The 17,572-nt window shown below is 28.0% G+C and carries 9 protein-coding genes; 5 read left to right on the top strand and 4 right to left on the bottom strand.

Annotated features, from left to right (window positions below):
- Positions 1–314: 314 nt before the first annotated feature.
- The 5 genes from polA (at position 315) to ansA (ending at position 11,056) form a co-directional block, all read left to right on the top strand.
- Positions 315–3,107, top strand: coding sequence for a DNA polymerase I (polA, locus tag ERCISPPA3004_RS00075; protein ID WP_157990120.1), 2,793 nt, complete (start codon positions 315–317; stop codon positions 3,105–3,107).
- A gap of 295 nt (positions 3,108–3,402) precedes the next feature.
- Positions 3,403–4,440: a phosphoribosylformylglycinamidine cyclo-ligase gene (purM, locus tag ERCISPPA3004_RS00080; RefSeq protein WP_415017138.1), complete on the top strand. Its 1,038-nt coding sequence runs from the start codon at positions 3,403–3,405 to the stop codon at positions 4,438–4,440.
- Complete coding sequence (gene purN, locus ERCISPPA3004_RS00085) at positions 4,437–5,087, top strand: phosphoribosylglycinamide formyltransferase (protein WP_157990121.1); 651 nt, start codon at positions 4,437–4,439, stop codon at positions 5,085–5,087. Before purM ends, purN begins: the two co-directional genes overlap by 4 nt.
- A gap of 2,961 nt (positions 5,088–8,048) precedes the next feature.
- Positions 8,049–9,911, top strand: coding sequence for a signal peptide peptidase SppA (gene sppA, locus ERCISPPA3004_RS00090; RefSeq protein ID WP_157990122.1), 1,863 nt, complete (start codon positions 8,049–8,051; stop codon positions 9,909–9,911).
- A 119-nt stretch (positions 9,912–10,030) separates the two neighbouring features.
- On the top strand, positions 10,031–11,056 hold the full coding sequence (gene ansA / locus ERCISPPA3004_RS00095; RefSeq protein WP_157990123.1) for an asparaginase: 1,026 nt from the start codon (positions 10,031–10,033) through the stop codon (positions 11,054–11,056).
- 2,011 nt (positions 11,057–13,067) lie between these two features.
- On the opposite strand, the gene ERCISPPA3004_RS00100 is transcribed toward ansA, so the two are convergent.
- The 4 genes from ERCISPPA3004_RS00100 to atpA form a co-directional block, all read right to left on the bottom strand.
- Positions 13,068–13,490, bottom strand: coding sequence for a F0F1 ATP synthase subunit epsilon (locus tag ERCISPPA3004_RS00100; RefSeq protein ID WP_157990124.1), 423 nt, complete (start codon positions 13,488–13,490; stop codon positions 13,068–13,070).
- 69 nt (positions 13,491–13,559) lie between these two features.
- A complete protein-coding gene (atpD, locus tag ERCISPPA3004_RS00105; RefSeq protein ID WP_157990125.1) occupies positions 13,560–14,945 on the bottom strand; it encodes a F0F1 ATP synthase subunit beta in 1,386 nt (461 codons plus the stop codon).
- 157 nt (positions 14,946–15,102) lie between these two features.
- On the bottom strand, positions 15,103–15,972 hold the full coding sequence (atpG, locus tag ERCISPPA3004_RS00110) for a F0F1 ATP synthase subunit gamma (protein WP_157990126.1): 870 nt from the start codon (positions 15,970–15,972) through the stop codon (positions 15,103–15,105).
- A gap of 57 nt (positions 15,973–16,029) precedes the next feature.
- The gene (atpA, locus tag ERCISPPA3004_RS00115) at positions 16,030–17,571 is read right to left on the bottom strand and encodes a F0F1 ATP synthase subunit alpha (RefSeq protein ID WP_157990127.1); all 1,542 of its coding nucleotides are present in this window, start codon (positions 17,569–17,571) and stop codon (positions 16,030–16,032) included.
- Position 17,572: the final 1 nt, after the last annotated feature.

Consider the following 17,572-nt stretch of genomic DNA (forward strand, 5'->3'; position numbering starts at 1 on the left):
AACATAACTATAAAACTATAGAATATAGTATTTCAATATTATGCTATAATTTTATTAATTATAAATAATGCATTTATTTTTCAGAAAATGTCTAACAATTAATTCTTTTAGAAAAAAAATATATCACATCACATCAAAAAATTCAGTATATACTAATCTCACTGGAAATAATCGATAAATCTTACCGATACTCAGTAAATAAAAAATTCATTATCAATGATAAGACACCAATAATACTTTACAACTAATTTTCATTGCTTGGTGTAGTATGATCCATATCCAATTAAACGCTCTAAATAGCGTGAGCACTACTTATGGCTAATCTTTTAGACAATTCTCTCATTCTAGTTGACGCTTTTTCATATTTGTATCGTGCGTATTATGCTTGTCCTCGTTTAAGTACATCATCTGGTTTTCCAACCGGTGCTATCTACGGTATGTTAAACATGCTCCGTGCGCTAATATTTAAATATCAACCTACTCATATTGCTATTGTATTTGATGTAAAGGGAAAGACATTTCGCGATGATATCTTTACAAAATATAAAAGTCATCGTCCATTAATGCCGGATGACCTATGCATTCAGTTGAAACCTTTAAAAAAAATTATTAAAGCTATGGGTTTACCAATATTAGCTATTTCTGGTGTTGAGGCAGATGACGTAATAGGTACTCTAGCATTAGAAGCAGAAAAATCAGGTCACACCGTATTAATTAGCACAAGTGATAAAGATATGGCCCAGTTAGTAACACATAAAATTCATTTAATTAATACAATGAATCATACCGTATTTGGACCAGAAGAGATAATAAAAAAATATGGTGTCCCACCTATTTTAATAATTGACCTATTTGCCTTAATGGGTGATGCATCTGACAATATTCCAGGAGTGCCGGGAATTGGCTGCAAGACTGCTATAGCGTTACTACAAAAATTCAACGGTATTAAAGCTATTTATGAAAATTTAGAGATAATATCATCTCTTACTATTTATAATTCCAAAAATATAATAAAAAAATTAAAAAAATATAAAGCTGAGGCTTTTCTTTCTTATCAATTAGCTACAATTAAAACTGATGTGACACTTAATATTACTAGTAATCACTTAATTCTAAAAGATCCAAATATAGATGTTCTTCGATCATTATTTAAAAATTTTGAATTAAATAAATGGGCAGCTTATTTAGATGATAAAAAATTATGGCGTTCACATAAAAGAGTGAACTCAAAACAATCAAAAGAGATTATCTTAAAGAATCCTATAATAAAATCAGAGATATACAATCCAGAAGTTTTAAATACCTATTTTACCATTCTAGACCAAATAACTTTGTCTCTCTGGTTAAATAAATTAAGACACAGTAAATGTTTCTCATTAAATTTAGAGACCAGTTCAGTAGATGCTCTAACAACGAGTATTATTGGATTCTCTTTTTCCATGACACCAGGTGAAGCAGCCTATTTGCCAATATTACATGATTATCCAAATGCTCCTACTCAATTAGCCTACCAGGATGTCCTCTTGGCCCTAAAACCACTTTTAGAAAATACAAAAATTGCAAAAATTGGAAAAAATCTCAAATTTGATCGAGGCGTTTTACAAAGACACAATATTGAATTAAAAGGCATGTGCTTTGATACAAAACTGGAATCTTATGCATTAAATAGTATAAACAATGGGCATGATATATATACATTAGCACAAAGATGGTTAGGTTATGATTTAACATTACTTGCTGAAATTACTAAAGAAGGTAAAAATCAACTAACCTTTAGTAAGTTATCTCTTGCAACGGCAACTCATTACGCAGCTAGCCTTGCAGATATTACATTACAGTTACATTACAAAATGTGGAAAGAGCTAGAAAAAGAACAAGGCCCTAAGCGTATATTTGAACAAATTGAGATGCCACTGATTCCTGTACTATCGCGTATAGAACAACACGGAGTTTTAATTAACCAACATTTATTATCTAAGTGCTCTCAAGAAATTGGTGATCGTCTCATTAAACTAGAATTAAAAGCACACAAGCTAGCAGGAGAATCATTTAATCTAGCCTCACCAAAACAATTAAAAAATATCTTATTTTATAAAAATGGTTTCAAATCACTTAAAAAAACAGCTAATGGTAATTTATCTACAAGTGAAGAGGTGCTTTCTAAGCTAGCAATAGAGCATCCACTACCAAAGGTAATCTTAGAATATCGTAGTTTATCTAAAATTAAATCAGCTTACACAGATAAATTGCCACTTATGATTCACCCAGAGACTCGGCGAGTGCATACATCTTATCACCAAGCAGTGACAGTAACCGGACGTCTCTCTTCTAGTAATCCAAACCTACAAAGTATTCCAGCTCGAAGCAGTGAGGGACGTCGTATTAGGCAAGCATTTACAGCCGCTCAAGGCAAATGTCTTATAGCTGCAGATTATTCACAAATTGAATTACGCATTATGGCGCATTTTTCACAAGATATAGGACTACTATCAGCATTTTCTAAAGAACAAGATATTCATTGCGCTACAGCCTCAGAAGTATTCGGAATTGCTTTTTCAAAAGTTAGCAAAGAACAAAGACAGCGCGCTAAAACAATTAATTTTGGTTTAATATACGGCATGAGTCCTTTTGGTTTGGCACGTCAACTACATATTAGTGTCAAAGAAGCTAAAATATATGTAGATTGTTATTTCGATCGATATCCTGGGGTTTTTCAATACATGAAAAACACCCGTCAACAAGCTTTAGAAAATGGTTATGTTTCTACACTATATGGTCGTCGCTTGTATTTACCAAATATTCAAGATAAAAACATTATGCGTCGAAAAGCTGCAGAACGCGCAGCTATTAATGCGCCAATGCAAGGAACAGCAGCTGATATAATTAAACGAACTATGATTAATATTGATAAATGGCTCTTGCAACAAAAACATCCAGCATTTAAAATGATTATGCAGGTACATGACGAATTAGTTTTCGAAGCACAAATAGATACTGTAAAAGAAGCATCTATAAAGATTTGCTCCATAATGGAAAATAGTGAAAATCTTGATGTACCGCTACGTGTAGATATTGGAGTGGGTAAAAACTGGGACCAAGCTCATTAGATTTTATTATCAGTAAAACTCCAAAACAATACAATTAACTTAAAATTTAACATAGATCTTTATCTATATCCTGACCGTAATATTTTAATAAATACATCATTAAAATATCTTTTTTTAAATTTAAATTACAATATATACTTAATAAAATAAAAAAAATAATTAAATGTCAGTGCTCTATAAAAACATATGTAGCAAATAAAAACGAACAGATATTACTGCAATAAAAATAAAATTATGCTAGTTTTATATTAGGTTAAAAATCTATTACATGTCTAGAATGAGGAAAAAAGCTGTTATGAATAAAGATCCTCTTAACTATAAAGATTCAGGGGTAGACATCCATAAAAGTAATATTTTTGTAAAACAACTTAAAAAAATTGCAAAAAAAACATCTCGTCCAGAAGTAATAGAAGGACCAGGTGGTTTTGCAGCTTTATGTGCTATACCACAAAAGTATCGCGAACCAATCTTAGTATCCAGTACAGATGGAGTGGGTACTAAAATGAAATTAGCAATGAAATTTAAATTCTATGAAACAATTGGTATTGATGTAGTTGCTATGTGTGTAAATGATATAATCGTATCAGGTGCTGAGCCACTCTTTTTCTTAGATTACTATGCAACTAGTCATGTTAAAATTAAAACCATTTCTTCTATTATCGATGGTATTACTAAAGGGTGCTTAAAATCAGGTTGCTCTCTAATTGGTGGTGAAACAGCTGAAATGCCAGGAATATATAACGATGAAGATTATGATATAGCAGGTTTTTGTGTTGGAATAGTAGAAAAAGAAAAAATTATTAATGGAAAAAAAATAACGGATGGTGATGTATTAATCGCACTTAGCTCCAGTGGCCCACATGCAAATGGATATTCTCTTATTCATAAAATTATCAATGATAATAATATTGATATACAAAAAACCTACATAAAAGAAAAACCTATAATAGATGACCTATTGAGACCAACTCGAATTTATGTAAAAAATATCCTAACCTTGATTGAAGAAATAGAAGTAAGTGCTATTGTGCATCTTACTGGAGGTGGATTTTGGGATAATATTCCCAGAGTCCTGCCAAATCATACTCAAGCGATTTTAAATGAATCTACCTGGAAATGGCCAGAAATATTTAAGTGGATTCAACAATCTGGAAATATTAGTCGTTTTGATATGTATCATACTTTCAACTGTGGTGTGGGTATGATAATTGCATTACATCCATCATTAGCAGATAAGGCGTTACAAAAAATAACTGATTGTGGTGAAATAGCTTGGAAAATCGGAGTTATAAAAGCCTCATCCTCCAATACTCGTGTAGTAATTAACCCATGAAACAAATAGTCATACTAGTATCTGGATATGGTACTAACTTACAAGCTATATTAAATGCTCATCTTACTACAGAGATCTCTAGCAAGATAGCAGCTGTTATTAGTAACAATTCTAATGCTTTTGCTATAAAGCGGGCAGAACTCGCTCACGTTGCTACTCATATAATAGAAGAAGAACGATACAAAAAATCAGAATTATTTAATAAAATATTAATCAAAACAGTGAAAATTTATAATCCAGATTTAATAGTATTAGCTGGTTATATGCGCATATTAAACATAGAGTTTGTTACATGCTATACTGGGAAAATACTTAATATTCATCCTTCCTTACTGCCAAAATATCCAGGTCTTAAGACACATCAGCGCGCAATAGAAAATGGCGAAAAACAACACGGAACCTCTATACATTTTGTTACTGAACAAATAGACAATGGACCGATTATTTTACAAGTAACAGTCCCAATATTTTACAATGACACTGAACATACCCTAAAAATGCGAGTAAAATATCAAGAAAATATCATCTACCCGCGTGTTATCAAATGGTTTATTGATGGTCGTCTAGAAATGCATGAAAATTCAGCTTGGTTAGATGGGAGAAGATTGCCTCATGCAGGTTATAAAAATCCAATTAATAAAAAATGAAACACCATAAAAATTAAAAAATTATAAAATCAAAATTACAGCTATATTTTATTTAATTAACATAAAAACATCATATATATTATATATATACTAGATTTTTTTTATTAATTACATATTAAAAATAAATTTTATAATATTATGCATATTCATCTATTCGGCATAGTATCAACGACCTTCAGATTTTTTAAAAACTACATAATATCATTTAATATAACAAATTATTTAGAAAATTTTTTCCTAAAAAATAAAACATTTACAACTATTATTTACAAAACAATATATACAAATATCAGTTTTTAAAATGCTCATATATTAATTAATTAAATAAAAACTGTTCTTTTCTGTACCCCTTATATTTGACAAAAAATATAAAAAATATAGATTTTCTACCTAAATTAAAAAAATTTTATATTAAAATTATTTATTAAATTTTTTATTTATTATAAATAACACAGTATAAAATAAAAGATTCACTGTTACCCATCATCATCTCTAAAAATAAATAAAATATTTTAAGTAAGAAAGATTGATTAATAACACATAATTTATTATACTTACTTGTTAAATAGTACTTATAAATACATTATAAAATTTTTTAAAAATATTGACAATATACTGATAGTATTATATAAAATGATTGTTAAATTATCTATTTTGTTAAATCATCGATATGACTCTTAACTAAAGAAATCTTCTATTAATTTACCTAAACACATAATCTAAATAGATTAATTAAATCTAATAATAAAACTCTTTTACTAACATAGATAATATAAACATACCTATAAATTAAAACCATCAAATATCAAACGCTATTTTGCAAGCTGCAAGTGTATTATCATAAATCTATAATAGTATTTATTGTTATAATATATACTATAAATTATTATATTTAATATATAAAATATTTATCAAAAACATTTTAATTTTTCAATACATGTTATAAATAAAAACATCTAAAGTCTACTAATAAATAAAAAAATCATTTCATTTTATGATTAAAAATCATTTTATTATATAGATTTTTAGTAATTAATGATAAACATCACATGCATAATAATCAAAATTAAATATTCTACACAAAATCCTATCTAAAATAGTACTTTTTATATTTAAACTTATAATATACTATACACTGATTATATATATACCTCTGATAAAAATGATTATAAATCAGCATATATATATAAAAATATAACCTAAAATAAATAAAATATGCTTCTCATAGTATATATTCATACTATTATTCATACTATATATATATTTATATAAACAAATTATATATAAAAAATATACAAAATACTACATTTTAATTTCTATTTATTCTTCTTAAAAGCAATATAAAATTTATATTTTATATTGCTTTTAAGAAGAATAAATGCTAAAATATACCTAGCTTGTCTAGGACAATAAGATATAAATATTAAAAATTAATTAACTTTTATTAGTATCTACACTAAAGTAAGTTGTGTAATTTTTATATTGATTATTTATATGTTAAAGTATATGTGTACGTTTATAAGATTTTACGGGTTATTATGTTTCCTATCATTTTTTATGATGTCCGTTATTTAAATTTTTTTTTTTTAGGTTAATTATTATTGTTAGTTTTGTTTTGTCTTTTAAAATATTTATTTTATTTCTTTCCTAGTTTTTCTAAGAAGTATATTTATTTAAGATTTTAATTAATTTTTTTGTTTGGATATTTATGGTTAAGATTTTATATTATATAGAATATAAAATCTTATTCGCAGATTGTATTTATTTTGTTTCTATATGGTTTGTAACGTATAACATAAAAGAGTTTATTTTATTATATGTTATATATATTAAATATTAAAGGTAAAGATAACTTTATTTTTTTTTTTACTTAAAGATTTTTAAAAATTTTGTTGTATAATTATTTATAATGAATATATGTATTTAATGTGTAGTTTAGTGTTATAGGAGGTGTTTACGTTATTTATTTAAAATAGGATTTTTTTTTATTTTTTATTTAGACTAATTGATGATTTATTTATATAAAATATATTTAAATCTAGCATAAATTCTAAATTTATTAGAAATTGTGAGTTTATTATATAGAAAATAGAAAATATTATATAAAATTTTAAATTTTTTGATGTTTAGTAATTTTTTTTTTATTTATTATTTATCTGTTATTTGATGATTTATGTACAACAATTTGATTGTAGATAGGTAATCATGGATTGTTAGAGATAATATTTGATTAACTTAAATTAAATTTTAATTTTTATAGTTTATAAATATTTTTATTATCAAAATATTTTAGTTATGGGTTTTCAGATTGAGCATAAATTTTATATAATCTAATGCGAGATATATATTAATGATGTATAATTTAATGTAATTTAATGGTATATATAAAATTAAAGTAATTTAATGGTATATATAAAATTAAATATTCATTTTTACTAGATTAAATTATAAAAAATTATAAATAAGTATTAAGTTATATTAGCACTTAGATTAGTTTTTAGTTTACATTGATCAAATTGTTTTTCTGATCTTATTTATTTGGATTACAGAACTTTTGGGTGTTAATTAAGGATTGATTATAGAATTTTTTATATCTAATATAATAAGAATCTTGTATCTGTATAAATTATTTCAGATTTAAATAAATTTTTATAGCAGATTTGTAGATTATTATTTTATTTTTAGTTTAATTTTTTATTAAGATATTTTTAGTTTTTTTATCTTATTTATTTTTATTTCCGATAAGTTTTAGTTTTTAAAAATTTATTATGGTTAGATATTCAGTAGTAATATAGTACTTATTTTATTTTAAAGTTTTTGTCTAAAGTGCTATATAAGATATGTATTATTTATGACAAGTTAGATAAGATTATTTTTTATAATATACTATTAATTTGAGATACTGGATTTTATTTATTTTAGAACTCGGATTGTAGATATTATATTATTTATGGAGAATCTATGCACGTATTATGGCAAGTTATTACTACAGTTCTACATGGCACATGGCGAACATTAACTTTTATTCGTCAATTTATTTTAAATATTATGTTTATTTTGTTAGTTTCTATTTGTGTGGGGGTTTGGCTTCAAAATGAACGAGTTCATACTGGAGGTGAAAGGCATAAAGGGGCTTTAATTGTTAATTTACAAGGAACTATAGTAGATAAACCTGCCGTTAATGATCATCTTCTAATGCGGATGTATCATCAAATATTAGGTTATAATGGAAATTATGCAAAAGAAACATCTTTATTTCAGGTGGTAAACTCTATACGTCAAGCTAAAGATGATCCTAAAATTACCGGAATGGTATTGGATTTAGCTAATTTTATAAGTGCCAATCAATCGTCTTTAGAATATATTGGTAAAGCGTTAGGTGAATTTCGTAAGAGTGGCAAGCCGATTTTTGCATTTGGGTTAAATTATAACCAAACACAATATTATTTAGCTAGTTTTGCTAATAAAATTTATCTTTCTCCTTATGGATCTGTAGATATTCGAGGATTCTCATTTAATAATATTTATTATAAAAGTTTTTTACAAAAATTAAAAGTACACTCTCATGTATTTCGTGTTGGTGCTTATAAGTCTGCTGTAGAGCCTTTAATCCGAGATAATATGTCACCAGAAGCCTGTGAAGCTAATCGTCTTTGGGTTATGGAATTATGGAATAATTATTTAAACACACTAGCGGAGAATAGAAGAGTTAAGGTTGCACAGATTTTTCCAAATGTTAAAAAGACTATAGAAAAATTAGAGATATTGCATGGAGATTCTGCTCAATACGCTAAAGAAAATGGATTAGTTGATGTATTATCTTCTTCAACTTTAGTAGAAAAAGATTTAGTTGATGTCTTTGGCTGGGATGAAACTAATAAAAATTATTATGGTGTTAATATTTATGATTATCCGTTAAAAAATACAAATAATAACTCAGGGAATATAGCGGTCATTATAGTTAACGGTTCTCTTGAAAATGATCAGATGACTCCTGGTAAATTTTCTGTTGATTCTGCAATGTTAGAAATTCGATCTGCTCGTCTTGATCCTGCAATTAAAGCTATTATTCTTCGTGTTAATAGTCCTGGAGGTAGTATAGCGGCTTCTGAAGCTATTCGCTCAGAACTAGAAGCTGTTAGAGCTGTAGGAAAACCTATAGTGGTTTCTATGGGGGGTGTCGCAGCATCAGGTGGTTATTGGATTTCAATGCCGGCAAATTATATTATTGCTAATCGAAATACTTTAACAGGTTCAATTGGTTTATTTAGTATAATTAATACTATAGAAGATTCTTTAGATATGATTGGTATTCATTCTGATGGTATTAGAAACTCTAAGTTATCTGGGGTATCTTGTACTAAGGCACTTTCAGGAGATATGCAGAAAATTATTCAGTTAAGTGTTAATCATGGTTATCAGGATTTTATTAGTTTAGTAGCTGATGCGCGTCACAAAACTAAAGATCAGATTGATAAGATAGCTCAAGGACGTGTATGGAGTGGCTTTGATGCTAAAAAATATGATTTAGTAGATGCCTTAGGTGATTTTGATGATGCATTAGCGAAAGCGGCGGAGTTAGGGCATATTAAAAAGATACAGCTTAAATGGTATGCTCATGAGCCTTATTTTTTAGATTTTTTATATAATCAAGCAACTAGTTCTATGAATATATCTTTGTTACAAATGGTTTCTCATGGATTTTTACCAAAATCTATATTGAGTACAATAATAGATATGAAAAAACAGACAGGTTTAGAGTTTACTATGAACGATCCTCAGAATCTTTATGCGTTATGTCTAAGTTGTGGTGATATTTTATAATCTAAATCTATGTGGTACGTATACTATATAGTCGTGCTTTTATATGCGGCTATATAGTAATTAAATTTAGACTAGAGTTTATTGACTGTAATAGTTTTTACATTATTTTGAGTTTATTCATGCAAAAAAAATCTATTTATGTTGCGTATACTGGTGGGACAATTGGAATGCAAAGATCCTGCAATGGTTTTATTCCTATTTCAGGCTATTTACAAAACCAGTTAGCTACTATATTAGAGTTTCATCGAGAAGAAATGCCTAATTTTACTCTTCATGAATATAAACCTCTTATTGATTCTGCAGATATGACGCCAGATGATTGGCAAATTATCGCAGATGATATTGGAAAAAATTATCATTCTTATGATGGTTTTGTGATTTTACATGGCACAGATACTATGGCATTTACAGCTTCAGCTCTTTCTTTTATGCTGGAGAACTTAAAAAAGCCTGTTATTGTGACAGGATCACAAATCCCATTGGAGCAAATGCGTTCAGATGGTCAGCAAAATTTATTAAATGCACTTTATATTGCGGCTCAGTATCCGATTAATGAAGTTACTTTGTTTTTTAATAACATATTGTATCGTGGAAATCGTACTACAAAAATTCATGCGAATGGATTAAATGCTTTTGCTTCACCTAATTTATCCCCTCTATTAGAAGTAGGAACACATATTCGATGCTTACATACACAGTCAGCGCCAATCGGAGATGGCGGACGATTAGTAGTTCATCATCTTACTCCTCAGTGCATAGGACTAGTAACAATTTATCCAGGAATTTCAGCTAAAATTTTGCATAATTTTACTAAAAATCCCATTAAAGCTCTTATTCTTCGTTCTTATGGGGTTGGAAACGCACCACAGAATCAAGATTTTTTAAAAGAGATTAGATTAGCTGTAAAACAAGATATTATAGTAGTTAATTTAACGCAGTGTATGTTTGGTAAAGTCAATATGAGTGGTTACACTACTGGTCATGCGTTAGAAGAGGCTGGTGTCATTAGCGGTTTAGATCTTAGTGTTGAAGCAGCTTTAACTAAGTTATATTATTTATTAAGTAAGAATTTTAGTACTCAAGATGTATGTCATTTTATGCAACAAAATTTACGCGGTGAACTGACTACTGATGAAGACACTTAATGTTTACTTATTTAGATAAAAATCTAATTTATTAATAAAAATTTAAAATATGCGATTTGTAATTATTTTTGAGAAGATTTTTTTGTTATTATAATGAAGTATGTTTTATTTTATTTTTTGAAATTTCTAAATATTTGATTGATTTTAAACTTAAAGATATTATTAATTTTTTTATGTTATTTAGAATACAAATTTAATTTTTATATTATTTGTTAGTAATTTTAATCACTGGATCTATTTTTTGTTAACTACAATAGGAATTAATTGTTCATCAAAGTATATTAATTTTTTTAGTGTGTTCAAATGAGAGAGCATATAACCTATTTTTATTTAAATAAATCTATTATATTTATTTAAATTTGTATGCTGAGTTTTATTTTTAGATTTTTTTTTATTCTATATTGATATACAGATTAGTGTAATTTTATGTCATTTATTAGATATACTATTGTATATGATAGAATCACGATTCTATTATTATAGTAAATAATTTATTGAAAAATAGATTTTATTTATTTTAGTAGAGTTAATAATTGAAATTTTAAAATATTTTTTATTTTTAGTTTACTATGATAATTATATCGTTGTACGCATAGGCTTTATATTATGTTAGTTATTAGAGATTTTAAAATATTGATATGTACCAATCATTAAAAAATTGAAAGATTATATATTTTATAATTACAAGGTTATTTCAATATCTTCATTTTAGTTTTTTATTTGAAAAGTTTTACAATAATCACAATACGAAAAAGTAAAACTAAAATTATAAATTTTAAATTATAAATTATTTTATTATCAGATTATGTGTATAATTAAAATTATTTTTGATGTATGGTCTTTTATTTGATCGTATTTAAGATGTTGTATTTTTTTAGAATTATAATTTTTACTAATTCTTTTTTTTTAATTTTTAACAAATTTTATTTGTGTAGTACAGATAGGTATTTGATTAAAATAATTTATTATTATTACAGTACGTTACTAAGTAAATATTTTTATTTTATTTATATTTTGCAACAGTCGTTTATTTGATATTCTCGTTATTTTATTAAGACAAAAGTAGTAAAAGTAAGCGCAATAATAGTTTTAAAATATTGTTTTGCTTTAAATTATTTATAGTGTATATATTTAAATGATATTTTTTATAAAATATAGTGTATCTTTTGTACTAAAAATAGTTAATACTTTTAATGTTCTTTTCGAAAGATGAAAATTAATCACTATAATTTTGGTTTATATTTTATTAAGTTAGTTAATATATGTATATTAGATTTTTTATTAGTTAAATAAATACATTAAGGTAAGTAATTTTACTAAAATTTTATATATTTGATGAATGACAAATTTATCTTAAATAGAATTTAATTTTCTGGAAAAGATAATTTTTTTATTTATTATTTATTATTTATTATTTAAAATTATTTTGTAGTTTATTAAAATTGTAAAGAATATTACTTACCTAAGTAATATTCTTTACATCAGACATGAAATAAATGTTTATATATTTATATAAAACTTAGAAATTAGAAGAACCTGTTGTTACTAGCAATCTTTAAGATCTATAAAAATACTTTAGAAGAAATAATTTTTAGACTAATATCTATGATAGATTAAATAAACATGATAGAAGTAATTTAATTTTTTTGTTTTATATACTGTTAACTTTAGAAAACACTCTTTTTTTCTTTTTTTTTATCTATCATTTTAAATGTGTTATTAATTGTATATTATATATAATAGAAATATAAACTCAGTGATATTTTAAAGATAAATAGTTAATGTATACTACAGAAAAAAATCATTATTATTAATAATAGTTTTATATATTTTTTATTTATTAATTTTTCCAGTGATCTTAATGTATTATTAATAACTTTATATTTTGTATATATTTATACTAGTATAGAATTATAATAATAATGCTTTGTATTTATAAAATAAATACATTTAATATTTTTAAATTTGATTATGTTATTATGCACAACATTTTCATAAGAAATATGAGATATTATTTCGTGTTTCGTATTAATTCAATAACACGTAATTTAGCAAGCAATTCTTTTAATTCTGTAGATGTTTTTACAAAATCCATTTTATTTTTCTTTTTGCTAACTCGCTCTATAATAGAGTTCTTTGCTTGCAAAATACGCTTTTCATCAAGATCTTCACCACGAATTGCAGTGTCAGCTAAAATAGAAACTAATAAAGGTTGTACTTCTAAAATACCACCAGAAAGATAAATAATTTCATTTATATTATTTGTCTTTAGTATACGTACCATACCAGGTTTAATAGTAGTTAAAAGAGGCGTATGATGTGGATAGATACCTAATTCTCCTTCGTTACCTGATACTTGAATACTTTTTACATGTCCAGAGAATATTTTAAGTTCAGAACTAACAACATTTAAGTAAAAAGTCATAGAAGTCATAGTATAATTACCTTTTTTTACAGCTTGATACTGTATAACCCTATAAGTTACTGTGTTTTTCCTGGAGTTTTATTTTAGTTGTTTAGATTTTTCTATTACTTCTTGAATAGAACCAACCATGTAAAAAGCTTGCTCTGGAATTTGATCAAATTCACCTTCGATTATCCCTTTAAAACCACGGATAGTATCAACTAATGACACATATTTTCCAGGAGATCCTGTAAATACTTCTGCGACAAAAAATGGTTGAGACAGAAAACGTTGTATTTTACGAGCTCGAGTAACGACTAGTTTATCTTCTTCTGCTAACTCATCTATACCAAGAATAGCGATAATATCTTTTAGTTCTTGATAACGTTGTAAAGTAGATTGAACTGCTCTGGCTATAGTATAATGATTCTGACCAACTATCATCGGATCTAATTGACGGCTTGTAGATGCTAGTGGATCTACTGCAGGATAAATACCAAGAGCGGCGATGTGACGACTAAGCACGATAGTTGCATCTAAGTGAGAAAAAGTAGTTGCTGGAGATGGATCAGATAAGTCATCAGCAGGGACATATACGGCTTGTACAGAAGTAATAGATCCTGTTTTTGTAGAAGTAATTCGTTCTTGTAGAGAACCCATCTCTTCTGCAAGAGTTGGTTGGTATCCCACCGCAGAAGGCATTCGACCTAAAAGAGCTGATACTTCTGTTCCTGCTAGAGTATAGCGATAAATATTGTCAATAAATAATAAAACTTCTCGTCCTTCATCACGAAATTTTTCAGCTATTGTCAGACCAGTTAATGCAACACGTAAGCGATTTCCAGGTGGTTCATTCATTTGCCCGTATATTAAAGCAACTTTATCAATAACACCTGATTCGATCATTTCATGGTATAAGTCATTACCTTCACGAGTTCGCTCACCTACACCAGAAAAAACTGAAAAACCAGAATGCTCAGCGGCAATATTACGAATAAGCTCCATCATGTTAACGGTTTTGCCTACACCAGCTCCGCCAAATAAGCCAATTTTACCTCCTTTAGAAAATGGACATATAAGATCTATAACTTTAATACCAGTTTCTAATAATTCTTTGGAGTTTGCTTGTTCCTCATAAGAAGGAGCAGGGCGATGAATTGCCCAACGTTCTTTCTCACCAATTTCACCTTTCATGTCAATTGGCTCACCTAAAACGTCCATCATTCGGCCGAGTGTTTCAAGACCTACTGGTACTGTAATAGGGCGTTGTAAGTTATGCACCGTTAAGCCACGTTTCAAGCCATCTGAAGAGCCCATTGCAATAGTACGTACTACACCTCCGCCTATCTGCTGTTGTACTTCTAGTATGAGAGTGCTATTTTTATTGTTTACCTCAAGAGCATGATATATTTGTGGTACAGCATCCTGATGGAATTCAACATCAATAACAGCACCAATAATTTGAATAATTTTTCCAGTAATCATTTTTACTCCTCTATTGCCATCTGAGCTTTTTTGATAAAAAAGCCTTTAATGATGTGTATTTACCTATTATTATTTCATAATAATTAATTTTTTGAAATTGATTCTTTATGTTAGTATGTTTTATCTGAGATTCATTCATATAGTTTATTTATAATAATTACACCGCAGATGCACCTGTGACTATTTCAGTTAATTCTCTAGTAATACCAGCTTGTCGAGCTTTATTATATGCTAACTGAAGTTCCGTAATTAAATTGCCGGCATTATCGGTAGCCATTTTCATTGCCAACATACGGGCAGCTTGCTCACTGGCTAAGTTTTCTATAACACTCTGATATACTTGAGATTCGATATAACGTTTTAACACTAAGTCTAAAATTGTTTTTGGATCCGGTTCATATAAGTAGTCCCACTTATGATGTATAGTAGCCTTTGAATGGTCATTTTCAGGTATAAAAGGCAACAGTTGCTTAATTATAGGACATTGAGACATAGTATTAATAAACTTATTACTAGCAATATATAGTTTGTTTATACGATGTTCATCGTATGCTTGCAACATCACTTGAATAGGTCCTATTAGGTCAGATAAGGTTGGTTGATTCTTAATACCATGTATTTGCGTTACTATATGGCTTTTTATAGAGCTAAAAAATAAAATACCTTGATATCCTATAATTCCTAGATCAATATCAATGCCTGATTGAGACCATATTTTCATATTTTGTAAAATTTTTCTAAATAAATTAAAATTTAAGCTTCCGCATAGTCCTCGGTCAGTTGAGATGATCAGACAGCCAATATTATGCACATGATATTGATTTAAATAGGGATGTTTATATTCCAAGTTACCTAGAGCTATGTGATTAATTACTTGACAAAGCGTTTCTGTGTATGGTCGACTAACTTCGATGCGATCTTGAGATTTTCGTAACTTAGAAGCAGATACCATTTCCATCGCTTTAGTGATTTTTTGTGTATTATTTATGCAGGTAATTTTTCTACGTATCCCTTTTTCATTAATCATAAACTTCTCCATGTTATCATATTTATGCATAGCTTAATAATTATTAGTAGACAAATATTACCAAGATTGTCTAGCTTTAAATGTTTCTAAAAGCTCATTAAGTTCTTTTTCGATTTCATTATTATAATCTCCAGAATTATTAATCATATTTAACAGCGGTAAATAATTGTGATTAGCATAATCTAATAGCGTTGATTCAAAATCGCTGATATTAATTAATTCAATATCATTTAAAAAGCCATTTTCAGCAGCAAATAACATGATACTTTGCTCTGCAACAGACATAGGTTGATTTTGTTTTTGTTTGAGAATTTCAGTAATTTTTGCACCATAATCCAATTGTTTTCGTGTGATTTCATCTAAGTCAGAAGAAAATTGAGAAAATGCTTCTAACTCATGATATTGCGCTAAGGTAGAACGAAGTCCGCTAGATAATTTTTTAATAATTTTTGTTTGAGCCGAACTTCCTACTCGAGATACAGAAATTCCTGGGTTTACCGCTGGTCGCATGCCAGAATTAAATAAATTGGTTTCTAAAAAAATTTGACCATCAGTAATTGAGATAACATTAGTTGGGACAAATGCAGAAACATCACCTGCTTGAGTTTCGATAATTGGCAACACCGTCAGTGAACCGCTTTGGTCTTTTATTTTTCCCTTGGTAGCACGCTCTACATAATTTTTATTTACGCGAGAAGCGCGTTCTAATAACCTAGAGTGAAGATAAAAAACATCACCAGGAAATGCCTCTCTACCTGGTGGTCGACGTAGTAATAAAGAAACTTGTCGATATGCTACAGCTTGCTTGGATAAATCATCGTATACAATTAACGCATCCTCTCCGCGATCTCTAAAATATTCTCCCATTGTACATCCGGCATAAGGTGCTAGATACTGCAGAGCTGCTGGCTCAGAGGCGGTAGCTGCAACCACAATAGTATTAAACAATGCATTATGCTCTTCTAATTTTAAAACAACATCAGTGACAGTAGATGTTTTTTGTCCAATAGCTACATAGATACATTTAATACCAGAATTTTTTTGATTAATAATGGTATCTATTGCTAAAGTTGTTTTTCCGGTTTGGCGATCGCCAATAATTAATTCACGTTGACCTCGACCAATAGGAATCATTGCGTCGATAGATTTATAACCTGTTTGAATAGGTTGATTTACCGATTCTCGGTCAATAACACCTGGTGCAATGACCTCGACAGGAGAGAAGTGATCATGGTTTATTTTACCCTTACCATCAATGGGGAAGCCTAAAGTATTCACTACGCGACCTAGTAAAGATTGACCAACTGGAACCTCAAGAATACGGCCAGTACATTTTACCGTCACTCCTTCTGTGAGATCCGTGTATGGACCCAGGACAACTGCACTAACGGAGTCGCGTTCTAGATTCAGTGCCATAGCGTAACGATTGTCAGGTAGAGAAATCATTTCACCTTGCATAACATCAGATAATCCATATATTCTGATGATGCCATCACTTACAGAAATAATAGTACCTTCATTATCCTTTGTGTAGCTTATATTAAGTTGAGAAATTCGTTGCTTAATGATTTCGCTAATTTCAGTGGAATTTAGTTGCATA

It is taken from the genome of Candidatus Erwinia haradaeae (assembly GCF_900698995.1).
GTDB classification, from domain to species: domain Bacteria; phylum Pseudomonadota; class Gammaproteobacteria; order Enterobacterales; family Enterobacteriaceae; genus Erwinia_E; species Erwinia_E haradaeae_C.

Bases quoted from the DNA above. Each gene is read 5' to 3' on its own strand.
- ERCISPPA3004_RS00100 (WP_157990124.1), bottom strand. From the start codon at position 13,490: ATGACTTCTATGACTTTTTACTTAAATGTTGTTAGTTCTGAACTTAAA.
- purM (WP_415017138.1), top strand. From the start codon at position 3,403: ATGAATAAAGATCCTCTTAACTATAAAGATTCAGGGGTAGACATCCAT.
- ansA (WP_157990123.1), top strand. From the start codon at position 10,031: ATGCAAAAAAAATCTATTTATGTTGCGTATACTGGTGGGACAATTGGA.
- atpD (WP_157990125.1), bottom strand. From the start codon at position 14,945: ATGATTACTGGAAAAATTATTCAAATTATTGGTGCTGTTATTGATGTT.
- atpG (WP_157990126.1), bottom strand. From the start codon at position 15,972: ATGATTAATGAAAAAGGGATACGTAGAAAAATTACCTGCATAAATAAT.
- purN (WP_157990121.1), top strand. From the start codon at position 4,437: ATGAAACAAATAGTCATACTAGTATCTGGATATGGTACTAACTTACAA.
- atpA (WP_157990127.1), bottom strand. From the start codon at position 17,571: ATGCAACTAAATTCCACTGAAATTAGCGAAATCATTAAGCAACGAATT.
- sppA (WP_157990122.1), top strand. From the start codon at position 8,049: ATGCACGTATTATGGCAAGTTATTACTACAGTTCTACATGGCACATGG.
- polA (WP_157990120.1), top strand. From the start codon at position 315: ATGGCTAATCTTTTAGACAATTCTCTCATTCTAGTTGACGCTTTTTCA.